The following is a 14612-nucleotide window of genomic DNA, read 5'->3' as shown; positions in this document are numbered from 1 at the left end:
CGTGAAAAACCTTCTCACCGATGTTGCCGGCGTCAGCGTCGGCCACGCCGACGACGCCGTGATCGCCTCGGGCGTCACCGCGATCCTGTTCGAGCGGCCGGCGGTGGCCTCGATCGATGTCCGCGGCGGCGGTCCGGGCACCCGCGAGGACGCGCTGCTGTCCCCGCATAACGTCGTCGAGGCGATCGACGGCATCACGCTGTCCGGCGGCTCCGCGCTCGGGCTTGACGCGGCCGGCGGCGTGCAGGCCTGGCTCGCCGAGCGCGGCCGCGGCTTTCGCATCCGCGATGCGGTGATCCCGATCGTGCCGGGTGCGATCTGCTTTGATCTGCTCAACGGCGGCAACAAGGCGTGGGGACGCTTTCCGCCCTATCGCGATCTCGGCTACGCGGCGGCGAATGCCACCTCCGACAATTTCGAGCTCGGCAGCGTCGGCGCCGGCATGGGCGCGACCACCGCCAATTTGAAGGGCGGCCTCGGCTCGGCGTCGGCCGTCACCGACGACGGCGTCAAGGTCGCAGCGCTCGCGGTGGTCAACGCGGTCGGCAGCGTCACGGTCGGCAGCGGCCCCTGGTTCTGGGCGGCGCCGTTCGAGGTCGATAGCGAGTTCGGCGGTCGCGGCCTGCCGCCCGCGTTCACGCCGGACATGCTGAAGCTGCGGCTGAAGGGCGGCGCGGACGCTACCGCCGCCGAGAACACCACGCTCGTCGTTGTCGTGACCGATGCGCAGCTGACCAAGCCGCAGGCGAAGCGCCTTGCGATTATCGCGCAGACCGGCATGGCGCGCGCGATCTATCCCGTGCACGCCCCGCTCGATGGCGATGTGGTATTTGCCGCGGCCACGGGCGCCAAGCCGGTCGATCCGCTGTTCGGGCTGACCAAGCTCGGCGCGATCGCCGCCAACACAGTGGCGCGCGCCATCGCGCGTGGCGTCCATTCAGCCACCGCCCTGCCCTTCCCCGGCGCGCTACCGAGCTGGCGGGACGAATTCGATTAGGTCAGCGCTCTACCGGTTCTGCCGTCATTGCGAGGAGCGGTAGCGACGAAGCAATCCATCTGTCCACGCGTGCGGACAGATGGATTGCTTCGCTTCGCTCGCAATGACGGCTAGGAGCAAATCCGAATTAGGCGCTGACCGATAGCGACGACGAGGCCTGGGCCGATATCGCCTGCGACTGGCGCTGGATCAGCTGCTCGATGAAATTGTAGGACGAGGTCGCGTTGCTGCCGGCAGAGGACGAATTCGCGCTGCTGGTGGTCGACGACGTGGCCGCCGACGTCATCGACACCTTGGAGCCGTCGGCATAGGTCGTCGTCGTGGTGGTCGAGCCGTCGCTGTTGGTCACCGAGGTCGAGGTGGCGCCGTTCAGCGCCTGCATCAGCGGATCGGAGCTCGATCCACCCGAACCACTGCTGGCGCCAGATCCATCGGTCGCGCCGCCGGCCGCGTGGTGATGGTGATGGCCGCCGCCCTTGTGGCCCTGCAACGCCTGCGACATCTCGTCGAGGCTGACGCTGCCGTCGCCATTGGCATCGAGCTTGGAGAACACGTCGTCGGCCTGCGCGATGTTGGTGCCGCCGGCGCCGAGCGCATTCTCGAATTCGGTCTTGGTGATCTGGCCGTTGCCGTCGGCGTCGATCTGCGAGAACAGATCCTTCAGCGCATCCGACCGGCTGGTCGGGGTCGCGCTCGTCGAGGCCGTGGTCTGCGACTGGCTCTGCGCGTCGAGCAGCGCGCTCATGGTCAGCGGCGAAATCTGCGTGGAGCTACTGCTGCCCGAGCCGGTAGCCGTGCTGCTGCTGGTCGACATCGAGGTACTGGTCGAGGCCGAGAACAGCCCGGTCGACTGATTTCCCTGCGTGGAGCTGCCGGTCTGTGTCGTCGACTTCGACGACATCAGCGAGCTCAAAAGATCAATGGCGGATGACGCAGCGCCAATGGCAAATAACATGGCAATACTCCAACAAAGCCGCGCCTGGCGGCTCAAACGCTTGCCAAAGGCGCAGCAAGGGGCGTGCCATGGCAAAAACTCAATAAAACCAGGCCTTAGCGCATCGATGCGAGTTCCGCGCACCCGGCAAGAGCTGCCGCCGGCGGCAGAATTTTCCGGCTCCAAGGTGCCGTCCGCTCGCATTGCCCGCCACGCGTCCGCGTGTTAGGCGGGTTCACCCGTCGCCCCCTGAAGCCTTTCGGAACTGCGCTATGACTCAGTCATTCACCCCGCGTCCCCTCGTCATCGCTCCGTCGATCCTGGCGTCGGATTTCTCAAAGCTCGGCGAGGAGGTCCGCGCCGTCGACCAGGCCGGCGCCGATTGGATCCATCTCGACGTGATGGACGGACACTTTGTTCCAAACATCTCGTATGGCCCCGATGTCATCAAGGCGATGCGGCCGCATACCAAAAAGATCTTCGACGCCCATCTGATGATCTCGCCCTGCGACCCCTATCTCGAGGCCTTCGCCAAGGCGGGCTGCGACCACATCACGGTGCATGCCGAGGCCGGTCCGCATTTGCATCGCTCGCTGCAGGCGATCCGCGCGCTCGGCAAGAAGGCCGGCGTCTCGCTCAATCCGGCAACGCCGGCAAGCGCGATCGAATATGTGCTCGACCTGATCGACCTCGTGCTGGTGATGTCGGTCAATCCCGGCTTCGGCGGCCAGGCCTTCATCCGCTCGGCGATCGGCAAGATCTCTGACGTCAGGGCGATGGTCGCGGGGCGCCCGATCGACATCGAGGTCGATGGCGGCGTCGCGCCCGATGTCGCGGGCCAGCTCGCCGCCGCCGGCGCCAACGCCTTTGTCGCGGGCTCCGCTGTCTTCAAGGGCGGCACCGTCGAGGCCTACAAGACCAACATCGCTGCGATCCGCCATGCGGCCGCCGAGGCGCGCGGCGAAGCGATCTGACAGAGCGTTTTCGAGCGAAGTGGATACCGGTTCGCGTGAAGAAAACGCGTCCAAACAAGAATCCAGAACTTCGGTTCTGATCCGATCAGAACCGAAGTTCTAGAATAATGCGGGCGGCGTGACCGCGGCACCGGCCGCCGGGTCCGCCGCGCCGTCGCCGTCTTCGGCCTCCGTCGCCGGCGTCAGCCGCGACGGCCGCACCACGGTCACCGTGCACGGCGCTTCCCCGGCGACCTTGGCGGACACGCTGCCGAGCAGCGCGCGCCGCATCGAGTTCTGCCGCGCGCCGATGATGATGTGGTCGACCAGATTGACCGCGGCGAATTCCAGGATCGCGGCGGCGGGATCGATCGCCTCCAGCACATGCACGGTCAGCCGCCCCTCCTCGAGCCTGAACGGCCGCGCCCAATGCTGGAGCGCCACCAGGCGGTCGACATGCTTGTTCTGGCCCTGCTCGTCATGGGTGCGGTCGATCGCCAGGCGATTGAGCTTCAGCACGTTGACGCAGGCGAGCCGCGCCGACGGCGACGTCGACAGCACCTGCTCGGCCGTGACGCGGATGGTCTCGTTCAGCGCCTCGGTCCCCTCGCCGAGATCGAGCGCGACGGCGACGATCGGGCTCGAGGCGAGTTGCGCGGCGACATCGGACTTCGGCTGCGGCGGGGCCGCGCCGAGATTGAAGCGGCGGCGCCACACCGCGCCGAGCGGATCGCGATCGAGCCGCTGCGCCCGCGCCGTCAGCTTCACCTGCTCGGGGTGGCCGAGATCGAACGCGAGCTGCGCCGCGGTCGGATAGCGCGCCGCCGGATCGATCTCCAGACAGCGCAACACGATCTCCTGCAGCCCCAAGGCGGATAGTCGGGCTTCAGCTTGCGCGGCGGATACGGGTCGCGCCACAGCCGCCGGCGCATGCCGCGCAGGGTCTCGGTCTCGCCGAACGGGCGGACCCCGGTGGTGAAGAAATAGAGCAGCACGCCGAGCGAAAACAGATCGCTGCGCGGATCGTCGCGCACGCCGAGCAGGCGTTCCGGCGCCATGTAGGGCGCGGTGCCGTAAGGCAGCCGAAACTCCTCCTGCAACAGGTCGGGCAGATGCTTGTGATGCGAGAGACCGAAATCGATCAGCACCGCCTCGCCGCGCTCGCGGAACATGATGCTGCTCGGCTTGATGTCGTGATGGATGACGTTCTGCCGGTGCAGGCTGGCGAGCGCGGTCGCGACCTTGCCGCCGATCACCCTTACCTCCTCATACGGCATCGGCAGGGCGTCGAGCCGCTTGTAGAGCGTCTGGCCGGGGATGCGCTCCATCACCACGTAGGCCTGACGCTCGAAGTCGCCGGTGCCGAAACAGGCCGGCACGTGCGGCCCCGACAGCCGCGGCAGGATCATCTGCTCCATCTCGAAGCTGACGATCGCGGCCGGATCCTCGCCCTCCGAGGTGAGCGGCACCTTCATCAAAAGCGGCACGGTGATGCCCGGGTGGGTGACGGTCCACAGCGTCGCCATGCCGCCGCGGTGCACCCGCTCGCCGATGGTGAAGCCATCGATCTCGGCGCCCGCCTGCATCGTCAGCGCCGCCATCTGCATTACCTGCCGATCGGCAGGCGGTCGGCGAGCCAGAGCGGCAGGCCGCTGGCCTTGATCCGCGCCGCGGCAGTCGCGACGTCGTAGGGCACGCGGTGATAGGTGATCTCGCGGCTGATGGTGTCGAACATCGCAAACGAAGCCGCCGGATCGCCGTCGCGCGGCTGGCCGACCGAGCCGAGCACGGCGAGCCAGCGCCGCCCCGTCAACAATTGCACCGCGACGCCCGCGGTCGGAACGAAGCTCGTCATCTTCGCGGTCGAGGACATCGAGTAGAGGCCCGGACGATGGATATGGCCGCAGAAGGTGATCTGCAATTCGGTTGCCATCATGCTGCGCGCGGCGTCGGAGGTGTCACGGACGTAGCGCCACTTCGCGGGGTCTGATGCCTCGGAATGCACGTAGAGCCGGTTGTCCTCTTCCCGCGACATCGGCAGCTCGGCGAGGAACTCCTTCTGCCCGGCGCTGAGCCGGCCACGGGTCCAGTCGATGGCGGCCTGCGCATCGGCATTCATGCTGTCGCTCGGCACGCCGATCGCATTGTCATGATTGCCGCGCACCGCAATCGCGCCCTTGGCGACGAGGTCCATCACCGTATCGACGGCCCATTCGGGATCGGCGCCGTAGCCGACGATATCGCCGAGGCAGATCAGCCGTTCGGCGCCGCGCGCACGCGCAGCATCGAGGCAGGCCGCGAAGGCCTGCCGGTTGGCATGAATATCGGCAAAGAGTCCAAGCCGCATCGTGGTCCGTGCTGCTGATCCCGTACCCGATATCAAGCACACGCGGCCCCGGGCTCGCAATCGGGCCAAAGGCATCAGATGATCAGGGTATGTCGGAAGAACGGTCGGTTAGTGCTTGCACACCCGCACGCCCCGCAGCAGCAGGGCGATCAGGGCGTCGATCCGCGACGGGCATTCGGGCTTGGCCCATTCCTCGGCATGCGCCGGGTGGTGGTAGCGGACGGTGGCGTCGAACACGGCCCGCGCGGTCGCCTTCACATTGTCGACCTCGAATACGCCCTGCGCGACACCGTCGGACAGGATTTTCGCGATCAGATCGACCTGCTTGTCCTTGTAGGCTTCCACTACTTCGCGCGCATCCTGCGCGAGTGCGAGGTAGGTCGCGAACATCTCGGGATCGTCGCAGACCTTCTTCTGCTTGATCGTGAAGGCGGTGCGCAGCCATTTCTCCAGCCGTTCCGGCGCAGGGCCATCGCTTGCCGCGAGCTTGCACAGCGGCTCGTTGGCGCGGTCGAGCCAGCGTTTGGCGACCGCATCGCGGAGCGAGGCTTTGCTGGGGAAATGGCGGTACACGCTGCCGTGGCTGACATCCAGCGCACGGGCAACGTCGACAACGGTGGCCTTGGCGAGCCCGAAGCGCCTCAAAACATCCTCGGTTGCTTCAAGGATCCGCTCGGGTGTCAACACCACCGCCTCGTTCATGCGTTTACCGTCTGGTTAGCGCTGTCCTGCCCGCGGCTGAACTTGGCAGCCTGGGCTGCCAGATGGCGGGCGACGCGAAGATTGAGCCACTGTTGAATCTGGGCGGTCAATTGAAAGATTTCTATCGTCATGGAGGTAGTCCTTCGAGGTAGTCAAATTAAGTACGGCTCCCCGGCCAAATGCCGGAACAGCCACTGGGCGCCCTCCTCCCTTGGGCTCGTGAGTATATAGACCATCCCGCTGACAGATTTCAATATCTGTCAGACAAACTTTGCGAGATGACAGGTATGCGATCCAGACGGGCCCCCTGCGGCCCGGCCCGTGCGGCGCACTACACCGTTCCGTGAGCGGTTGGGGCGACTAGCCAGTCCGTGCCTATGTACCCCTCAGGGCTACCCGGGAGAGGTTTGCATGGACCGGCCGATGACCTTCAAGGAGATCGCGAAGATCACCGCGGGCGCGGTGGTCTCGCTCGTTATCGTCGGGTGGCTGATGGTTCTCACGATCGCATTCCTGACAGTGCTCTGAGGCACTGGAACCGGGCTCCGGAATCGAAAGGGGCCGCTTCACGCAGCGGCCCCTTTGCCGGGAAAATGGCTTGGGGATGAAATCTAGCCCCGGTTAGCCCCAAGACTACACGGTTCACGGAATTGAGGAATTCCGGATGACTACTGTCCACCCGGCTGACCGATTATTGGCGATCCCTATTTTTATGCCATCCTCGTGTTGGTTGCATCCAGCTATTGTTGCTCGTCCTTGGGCGGCATCCGGGGCGGTGGCAGCGGCGTGAAAACTGATCCTTGCGCGCCGGCCGGCGGCGGCACGAAGGTCCCGGTGGTGGAATCGCCACCGGTGGTCTCCAGAAGCGTCTTCGGCGTGATGTACTCCCTGACGAAATCCATGATGGTCCCGTCGCCGCCGCCGAAATCCGCTGCCCGCCCGCCCTGCGGATGCCCGGCCTTGATCTCGTTGTCGGCGGTGTGGGTCTGCTCGGCCAACGCGTCGCTATAGGGAATCCGGAAGGCGCGTGGCACGGCGCTCGGCCGGTTGTCTTCATCAAGCTCCTCAACCCAGAGATAGATCGAGCCCGGATCCCCCTCCAGCGAATGCGGCTCCACGATCCGCGTCGACAGCAGCTTGAAATTCGCCGGCAGCTTTTCCGCGGAGGCCCAGCCGAGCAGGCCGCGCATGCCGCCGAAGCTGACGAAATAGAACGCGCTGGTCACGACGATCACGATCGCCTTCAGCGACCAGTGCAGCCGCGCATAGACCAGCACGATCAGCAGCAGCGCGCCGACCGCCGCGTAGGCGACCGCAAGCGTGAGAATCACTGATTGCAGACTAATCACGGCGCATCCTCACCCCGGTCTTCGGGTCGAGATCGGCGCCGTTGGCATGGACGTTACGAAACGTCTCCAGCAGCGATTTCGGTCGCTGGTCGACGTTGATCACCTTGCCCTCGGCGTCGATGCGAAACCTGACCGCGGTCTTCTCGTCGCCGGTGTGAGTGACGGTCAGCTTGTCGTCGAAGATGACCTGCGCCGTCGGATTGAGCTTCTGCACCTTCACATTGGCCTGCACCGGCTCGCCGGTCGTCGCCTGGAAATGCGAGACGTTGACGGTGTATTCGCCGGCGACGATGCCGCGCAAGGTGACGATCTCCTCGCGGATCGGCGACGCGATCTTCTTGCCGTTGACCACGATGAAGTCGTTGGCGCCGCCGCGATCGTCGCGATCGAGCGTCAGGAAGCCGGCCTCGCGATGCCGGTACCAGGCGATGTTGCCGGCCGGGTCCTGCACGAACAGGTCGAGATCGTCAGGATGGTTGTCCGGCCAGTCCAACGTGATGATGAACTCCGCCTTGGACTCGATCTTGCCTTCCTTGGAATCCGGCGACACCGCGAGCAGCGCGAGGAAGAACAGGAAGGCGACGACCTGCAGCGCCTTGAACAGCATGACGCCGAGGGGATCGAATGCTTCCTCGCGCGGATAGAGCCCGAACTCGTCCATCATGGCGGCGTTCCAAGGGGCGAACCAAGCCGACGCTCCAACGCCGGGGTGACGTGCGTCTCGGTCAGCACGACCGCATCGGAGAACACCCGCTGGGTCGCGGAATCCAGCATGTAGTACTGGATCCGGACCAGGATCGATCCGATCAGCCCGGCCAGCGTCGTGTACATCGCGACCGCCATGCCGTCGCTCATCAGGCCCATCGACGATTTCATCGCGACCTTGTCGGCGGCATCGAGGGAGGCGATCGGCGCCAGCATGATGATGAAGCCGATGATGGTGCCGAGCAGGCCGAGCTTCATCAGCGTGTCGGAGACGAAGGCGCCAAACCCGTTCGAGCCGCGCAGGCGATCGGCCAGCGTCCGCAGCAGCAGGGTCTGGTCGATGCGGCCTTTGGCTTGCGCGTCCGCTTTCTGCACCAGGCTCTTGATGTGATCGGTGACGAGGCCACGGGGCAGGCCGCGCGCATCCGGTGCAAGCGCCTCTGATACAAGCAGCTTGGCACCGTCGGGCGCGGCGAGGATGGCGCGGCAGCCGCGCGCGACCTCGCCTTCCCGCGCAATCGCCCGCGTCCGCCAGAAGCAATGGATGCAGGTGACGATGTAGAGCACGGCGATGACGCTGGAAATGTAGGTGCGATCGGAACTGACCATGAGGCGGATCAGCCCGTAACGCCAGAGCAGGAAGGCGGCGAACACCGAAAGGCCGGTAAAGATCATCCAGAGCAGCAGGACGCTACGCTCCGCCGCATCCGTGCCGGCCGATGCGGCCGCGGCGCCGACGTTGGCATTCATGCTGCGTGATCTCCCTGTGACGATTGTTCCATGAGACTCCGCGGTGGCCTCGCCTCCCGTTAGAGCAGAGCCTGCGGGCGCCGTCCAAAGACATCTGCCCAAGTTTCGTCGGGCAAATTTCCCGACCTGCATCGCTGGGCATGCTTGCACTTGCCGGGAACGGGGTTGCTGTTACGCTTCCCCCTCTTTCTGCATCCTGCTCCGGCCGTGGAGTGATCGCATGCGCCTCGTGCTTCAACTGGTCGCCCGCCTGCTCGTCATCGTCGCGCTGTGCCTCGGCGCGGCCACCGTCTGGGCCACGATCGATGCCTATCGCAGCGTCGATCGCGCCACGTCGGCGTCCGCTGAGCGGGTCTCGCAGGCGCTTGAAGCCTTGTACTGGCGCGAATTGCTGCTGCGCAGCAACCGGATGCGCGAGCAACTGCTGCCGGCGCCGGACTGGCGCACCATCGAAACCATGGGACTGATCGCGCCGGGGATCTGCGTGCAGTTCGAACCGGCCGGCGCCTTCGAGAAGCCGCTCTGCGGCCAGAGCAAGGGGATCGGCAAGTCCCCGCCGCGCTGGTTCGCGGCAACCGTGCAGACAGTGCTCGGCGATCACGCCACCGTCGAGCGGCCGATCAGCGCCCGCACTGCCACCGCCGGAACCGTCCGCGCCGTCTCCGATCCGGACGCCGCGATCGCGCTCGCCTGGCAGCACATCCAGGACAACATCCATGTCGCACTTCTGATGGCGCTCGCCATCGCGCTGCTTGCCTCGCTCGCGATCGCGCATACGCTGGCGCCCGCCCACTCGATCGTGTCGGCGCTGCGGCGCATGGCCGAGGGCGAGTACCGCACGCCGCTGCCGCGCGTCCGCTCGATGGATCTCGCGATGATCGGACGCGCCGTCGGCGATCTCGGCGACCGCCTCGCGCAGGCCGAGGAGGAGCGCACGGTGCTGACGCGGCGGCTGCTCGAAATCCGCAGCGACGAACGCCGCGCGCTGGCCCGCGAGCTGCACGACGAGTTCGGGCAGAATCTCACCGCGATCCTCGCCTTCGCCACCACGATCGAGGCAAGCGCCGGCGACAAATACGCCGCCAGCACCGAAATTGCGCAGGATGCACGGATGATCTCGCAGGCCACGCGCCGCATCATCGCCTGCCTGCGCGATACGTTGAACCGCCTGCGCCATCCACCGGCCGAGGAGCTCGGGCTCGAGGCAAGCCTGGTCGATCTGGTCGACAGCTGGCGATCGCGCACGACGCAGCCGATGATCCAGCTCGATTTGCAGGGCGATCTTGCCGACATCAGCGGCACGGTCGCCGCGACTGCCTATCGCATCGCGCAGGAGTGCCTGACCAATGCGCTGCGCCACAGCGCCGCGCGCGAGATCGTGCTGCGGATCGAGCGGCGCACCGGAACCGAGAACGCGCTCTTGGTGCGGGTCGAGGACGACGGCGGCGGCGATGCCGCCAAGGTGGCGCAGTCGGCCGGCTTCGGCCTCACCGGCGTCAGCGAGCGCGTCGCAGCCCTCGGCGGTTCGCTGTCGATCGCGGCTGCCCGCCGCGGCCTCTCGGTCGCCGCCACGATCCCGCTCGCCGCCTAAGATGACGACTGCAAAGACGATGGCCGCAAAGACGACGACCGTGAAGAGTCGCGGCATCTCGATCCTCTTGGTGGACGATCATCCCGTCGTCCGCCAGGGCTACCGGCGCGTGCTCGAGCATCAGGACGATTTCAGCGTGGTCGCCGAGGCCGACAACGCCGCCAACGCCTACCGCGCCTTCAAGTCGCACCAGCCCGATGTAGTGGTGATGGACATCTCGATGCCCGGCGCGAGCGGACTGGAAGCGATCCGCAACATCCGCGCACGCGATGCCGACGCCCGCATCCTGGTGTTCAGCATGCACAGCGAGGCCGCCCAGGTGAAGGCGGCGTTCGGCGCCGGCGCCAGCGGCTTCGTCACCAAGGGCAGCGAGCCGGCCGAGCTGATCGCGGCGATCCGCTCAGTGGCGCGCGGCGAGCATGCGATGAGCGACGACGTCGCCCGGGTGCTCGCGCTGGAGAGCCTGGTGCCGTCCAAATCGGCCCTCGACCAGCTCGGCGAGCGGGAGATCGAGATTCTCCGGCAGTTCGCGGCCGGCAGCACCAAGGAACAGATCGCTGTAAACCTCAACCTCAGCACTAAGACCGTGCAGAACTATCACTATCTGATCAAGGCCAAGACCGGCATGCGGACCGACGCCCAGCTGGTCCGCCTAGCGGTCGAATGCGGACTGGCGAATTTGTAGCCGCCTTGTCGCCCGGGTGAGCGCAGCGCCCCCGGGATCGGCCGCGCGGCCTCGGATATCGCTGCGCTGATCCAGGCTACGGCCACCACGCCGGCTATTTTGGCCGGTTTTCCGCACTATATTCCCATGTGAGTGGCCCCGCCCGCTCGATTCGGAGTGCGCAATGATTCCCCGTTATTCCCGCCCGGAAATGGCTTCCATCTGGGAGCCGCAGACGCGTTTCAAGATCTGGTTCGAGATCGAGGCGCATGCCGCCGACGCGCTGGCCGAGCTCGGCGTGATCCCTAGAGAAGCCGCCAAGACGATCTGGGCCAAGGGCAAGGACGCCACCTTCGACGTCGCGCGGATCGACGAGATCGAGCGTGAGACCAAGCACGACGTCATCGCCTTCCTGACCCATCTCGCCGAGATCGTCGGCCCCGAGGCGCGCTTCGTGCACCAGGGCATGACCTCTTCCGATGTGCTCGACACCTGCCTCAACGTCCAGCTCAAGCGCGCCGCCGACCTCTTGATCGCCGATCTCGACCGGGTGCTGACGGCGCTGAAGACGCGCGCCTTCGAGCACAAGATGACGCCGACCATCGGCCGCTCCCACGGCATCCATGCCGAGCCGGTCACGTTCGGCCTCAAGCTCGCCTATGCCCATGCCGAGTTCGCGCGCGCTCGCGCCCGCCTGGTCGCGGCGCGCGACGAAATCGCGACCTGCGCGATCTCCGGCGCGGTCGGCACCTTTGCCCAGATCGACCCGCGGGTCGAAGAGCACGTCGCGAAAGCGATGGGCCTGCGGCCGGAGCCGGTCTCGACGCAAGTGATCCCGCGCGACCGCCACGCAATGTATTTTGCCACCCTCGGCGTGATCGCCGCCTCGGTCGAGCGGCTCGCGGTGGAAGTGCGCCATCTGCAGCGCACCGAGGTGCTGGAAGCCGAGGAATTCTTCTCCGAGGGCCAGAAGGGCTCGTCGGCGATGCCGCACAAGCGCAACCCGGTGCTGTCGGAGAACCTCTCCGGCCTGTCGCGCATGGTGCGCGCCTATGTGACGCCGGCGCTGGAGAACGTCGTGCTGTGGCACGAGCGCGACATCTCGCACTCCTCGGCCGAGCGCATGATGGCCCCCGACGCCACCGTCACGCTCGACTTCGCGCTGGTCCGGCTCGCCGGCCTGATCGAGAAGCTCCTGATCTATCCGCAGAACATGCAGAAGAACCTCGACCGGCTCGGCGGCCTGGTGCATTCGCAGCGAGTCCTGATCGCGCTGACCCAAAAGGGCGCGAGCCGCGAGGACGCCTACAAATTCGTGCAGCGCAACGCGATGCCGGTCTGGCGCGGCGAAGGCGACTTCCAGACGCTGCTGAAGCAGGACGCGGACGTGAAGAAATACCTGACGGATGCCGAGATCGACGAAAAATTCGACCTCGGCTATCACCTCAAGCATGTCGACACGATCTTCAAGCGGGTGTTCGGGGAAACGTAACGCTCCTCCCCGTCACTCCGGGGCGATGCGAAGCATCGCACCCGGAATCTCGAGATTCCACAATTCGCAATTGCGAATTGGGGCTCGCTCTTCGGGCGCGTCGGAATGACGGTCGCTTTCGCGTGACAAGTCGGCGGGTTAGGCTACGCTGCCCGCCTTACAAAGCTCACAAGAAACGGACGCTCCCCATGCCCATCGTCAATCGCGTTGCCGCCCTCTCGGATGAAATGGCCGCCTGGCGCCATGACTTCCACGAGAACCCCGAACTGCTCTACGAGGTGCACCGCACCGCCGGCATCGTTGCCGACAAGCTGCACGAGTTCGGCTGCGACGAGGTGGTGACGGGGATCGGACGCACCGGCGTGGTCGGCGTGATCCGCGGCCGCAAGTCCAATTCGGGCAAGACCATCGGGCTGCGCGCCGACATGGACGCGCTGCCGATCGCCGAGGCCTCGGGCGTCGCCTACGCCTCGAAGATCCCCGGCAAGATGCACGCCTGCGGCCATGACGGCCACACCGCGATGCTGCTGGGCGCCGCAAAATATCTCACCGAGACCCGCAATTTCGACGGCACCGCGGTCGTGATCTTCCAACCTGCCGAGGAAGGCGGCGCCGGCGGCAAGGCGATGGTCGACGACGGGCTGATGACCCGCTGGGGCATCCAGGAGGTCTATGGCCTGCACAACATGCCCGGCCTGCCCGAGGGCTATTTCGCGACGACACCCGGCCCGATGCTGGCCTCGTCGGACACGTTGAAGATCGTCGTCCGCGGCAAGGGCGGCCACGCCGGCGCGGCCCCGCACGAAGCGGTCGACAGCGTCCTGATCGGCGCCCAGATCATCAATGCGCTGCAATCGATCGTGTCGCGCAATGTCGATCCGCTCAAATCGGCGGTCATCTCGATCACCATGTTCGAGGCCGGTAATGCGTTCAACGTGATCCCGGAGACCGTCACGCTGGGCGGCACCGTGCGCACGCTCGATCCCGGCGTGCGCGATCTGGTCGAGCGCCGGATCGGCGAGGTCGCCTCCAGCATTGCCAAAGCCTATGGTGGATCGGCCGAGACCGACTATGGGCGGATGTATCCGGTGACGCTGAACCACGCGCGCGAGGCCGGCATCGCCGCCGAGGTCGCCCGTGACGTGGTCGGCGCCGATCGCGTCAACGACAATCTGGTACCGGTGATGGGCGCCGAGGATTTTGCGTTCATGCTCGAAGCGCGTCCCGGCGCGTTCGTCTTCCTCGGCATGGGCGACGGCCCGATGTGCCACCACCCGGCCTACAAGTTCAACGACAACATCCTCGGCCACGGCGCCTCCTACTGGGTGCGGCTGGTCGAGAAGCAGATGCCGGCGGGTTAGCACCGCCCACGCGCCGTTGACGAACATGACGCCGGTCGCGATCAATTCGCGCCGGCGTCATCATTTTCACGAGCGCGGCTGCTGTTGCGTCATCCAGTGAATGCCGCCCGCCGTCGGCAGCGATGCCGTGACTTGGCGATCGTCCGCTCGTCCTGAGCGCGTGAGCCTAACGAGCGCCGTCCACCTCACCGGCGCCCATCATCCGCGCGGCGACGCGGCCGCGCTTGACGAAACGATGGAAGGCGACCGCGGCGAGGTGCAGCACGATCAGCCCGAGCAACACATAGGCGAAGAAGATGTGGCGATACTCAAAGGCATCCGCCGCCGCCTTGTCGGGCGAGGTGATCTGGGGAACGTGGAGCAGGCCGAAGAAGCTCGAATAGTCCTGGTCGCGGGATCCGGAATGCGCCCAGCCCAGCATCGCGACCAGGATGGTGACGGCATAGAGCGCACCATGGTTGACGCGGGCGGCGATCCGCTGCCAGGCGGGCATGTCGGCCGGCAGCGCCGGCGTCGGATTGACGCCGCGCCAGAGCAGCCGCAGCACGGTCAGCAGCAGCACCAGATAGCCGATATCGGCATGGATCGACCGGTAGAAGAACTTGTCCGCCCGCGCCGGGAAGTGGTTCATCCACCAGCCATAGGCCAGCATGCCGATGATGGTGATGCCCAGCACCCAGTGGAACGCGCGGGCGAGCGAGCCCCAGCTCGCGGTCGTATTGCGGATCATGGTCGAGTTGCCCCGTTTGGATTTCGCACGTCGCAGC

Annotated in this window: 14 protein-coding genes and 1 pseudogene; 6 read left to right on the top strand and 9 right to left on the bottom strand. The window is 66.1% G+C overall.

What is annotated here, in order from left to right:
• Position 1: 1 nt before the first annotated feature.
• Entirely contained in the window at positions 2 to 997 is a 996-nt protein-coding gene (locus ACVWW1_RS04465) for a P1 family peptidase (RefSeq protein WP_456654987.1), read from the top strand.
• Between the two features lie 127 nt (positions 998 to 1124).
• Here ACVWW1_RS04465 and ACVWW1_RS04460 read toward each other — a convergent pair whose 3' ends face one another.
• Positions 1125 to 1952 carry an EF-hand domain-containing protein gene (locus tag ACVWW1_RS04460; RefSeq protein ID WP_456654986.1) on the bottom strand — a complete coding sequence of 276 codons (828 nt, stop codon included), beginning with the start codon at positions 1950 to 1952 and terminating at the stop codon, positions 1125 to 1127.
• 251 nt (positions 1953 to 2203) lie between these two features.
• Here ACVWW1_RS04460 and rpe point away from each other — a divergent pair, with 251 nt between their 5' ends.
• The gene (rpe, locus tag ACVWW1_RS04455; protein ID WP_028339914.1) at positions 2204 to 2905 is read left to right on the top strand and encodes a ribulose-phosphate 3-epimerase; all 702 of its coding nucleotides are present in this window, start codon (positions 2204 to 2206) and stop codon (positions 2903 to 2905) included.
• Between the two features lie 99 nt (positions 2906 to 3004).
• Here the strand turns inward: rpe and ACVWW1_RS04450 are convergent.
• From ACVWW1_RS04450 to ACVWW1_RS04420, 7 genes and pseudogenes are all read right to left on the bottom strand, one after another.
• Positions 3005 to 4485: pseudogene (locus tag ACVWW1_RS04450) on the bottom strand (serine/threonine protein kinase).
• Positions 4486 to 4490: 5 nt separating this feature from the next.
• On the bottom strand, positions 4491 to 5231 hold the full coding sequence (locus ACVWW1_RS04445; protein WP_456654985.1) for a metallophosphoesterase family protein: 741 nt from the start codon (positions 5229 to 5231) through the stop codon (positions 4491 to 4493).
• A 108-nt stretch (positions 5232 to 5339) separates the two neighbouring features.
• Entirely contained in the window at positions 5340 to 5933 is a 594-nt protein-coding gene (locus ACVWW1_RS04440) for a TetR family transcriptional regulator (RefSeq protein ID WP_173637448.1), read from the bottom strand.
• On the bottom strand, positions 5930 to 6064 hold the full coding sequence (locus ACVWW1_RS04435) for a hypothetical protein (RefSeq protein WP_275948961.1): 135 nt from the start codon (positions 6062 to 6064) through the stop codon (positions 5930 to 5932). The genes ACVWW1_RS04440 and ACVWW1_RS04435 overlap by 4 nt, the downstream gene beginning before the upstream one ends.
• Before the next feature lie 609 nt (positions 6065 to 6673).
• Complete coding sequence (locus tag ACVWW1_RS04430; protein WP_176530337.1) at positions 6674 to 7282, bottom strand: hypothetical protein; 609 nt, start codon at positions 7280 to 7282, stop codon at positions 6674 to 6676.
• A complete protein-coding gene (locus ACVWW1_RS04425; protein ID WP_456654984.1) occupies positions 7275 to 7946 on the bottom strand; it encodes a hypothetical protein in 672 nt (223 codons plus the stop codon). Before ACVWW1_RS04425 ends, ACVWW1_RS04430 begins: the two co-directional genes overlap by 8 nt.
• Entirely contained in the window at positions 7943 to 8737 is a 795-nt protein-coding gene (locus ACVWW1_RS04420) for a MotA/TolQ/ExbB proton channel family protein (RefSeq protein ID WP_456654983.1), read from the bottom strand. The genes ACVWW1_RS04425 and ACVWW1_RS04420 overlap by 4 nt, the downstream gene beginning before the upstream one ends.
• Positions 8738 to 8957: 220 nt before the next feature.
• Between ACVWW1_RS04420 and ACVWW1_RS04415 the strand changes: the two genes are divergently transcribed.
• The 4 genes from ACVWW1_RS04415 to ACVWW1_RS04400 all read left to right on the top strand — a co-directional run bounded on the left by ACVWW1_RS04415 (position 8958) and on the right by ACVWW1_RS04400 (position 13845).
• Positions 8958 to 10328, top strand: coding sequence for a sensor histidine kinase (locus tag ACVWW1_RS04415; RefSeq protein WP_456654982.1), 1371 nt, complete (start codon positions 8958 to 8960; stop codon positions 10326 to 10328).
• A 1-nt stretch (position 10329) separates the two neighbouring features.
• Positions 10330 to 11013, top strand: coding sequence for a response regulator (locus ACVWW1_RS04410; RefSeq protein WP_456654981.1), 684 nt, complete (start codon positions 10330 to 10332; stop codon positions 11011 to 11013).
• 163 nt (positions 11014 to 11176) lie between these two features.
• Positions 11177 to 12484, top strand: coding sequence for an adenylosuccinate lyase (purB, locus tag ACVWW1_RS04405; RefSeq protein WP_456654980.1), 1308 nt, complete (start codon positions 11177 to 11179; stop codon positions 12482 to 12484).
• Positions 12485 to 12672: 188 nt separating this feature from the next.
• Entirely contained in the window at positions 12673 to 13845 is a 1173-nt protein-coding gene (locus tag ACVWW1_RS04400; protein ID WP_456654979.1) for a M20 aminoacylase family protein, read from the top strand.
• 166 nt (positions 13846 to 14011) lie between these two features.
• Here the strand turns inward: ACVWW1_RS04400 and ACVWW1_RS04395 are convergent, their stop codons facing one another.
• Complete coding sequence (locus ACVWW1_RS04395) at positions 14012 to 14575, bottom strand: cytochrome b (protein WP_456654978.1); 564 nt, start codon at positions 14573 to 14575, stop codon at positions 14012 to 14014.
• Positions 14576 to 14612 lie beyond the last annotated feature (37 nt).

Source organism: Bradyrhizobium sp. JR3.5, assembly GCF_054057015.1.
This window is presented reverse-complemented; position numbering and strand designations above follow the sequence as displayed.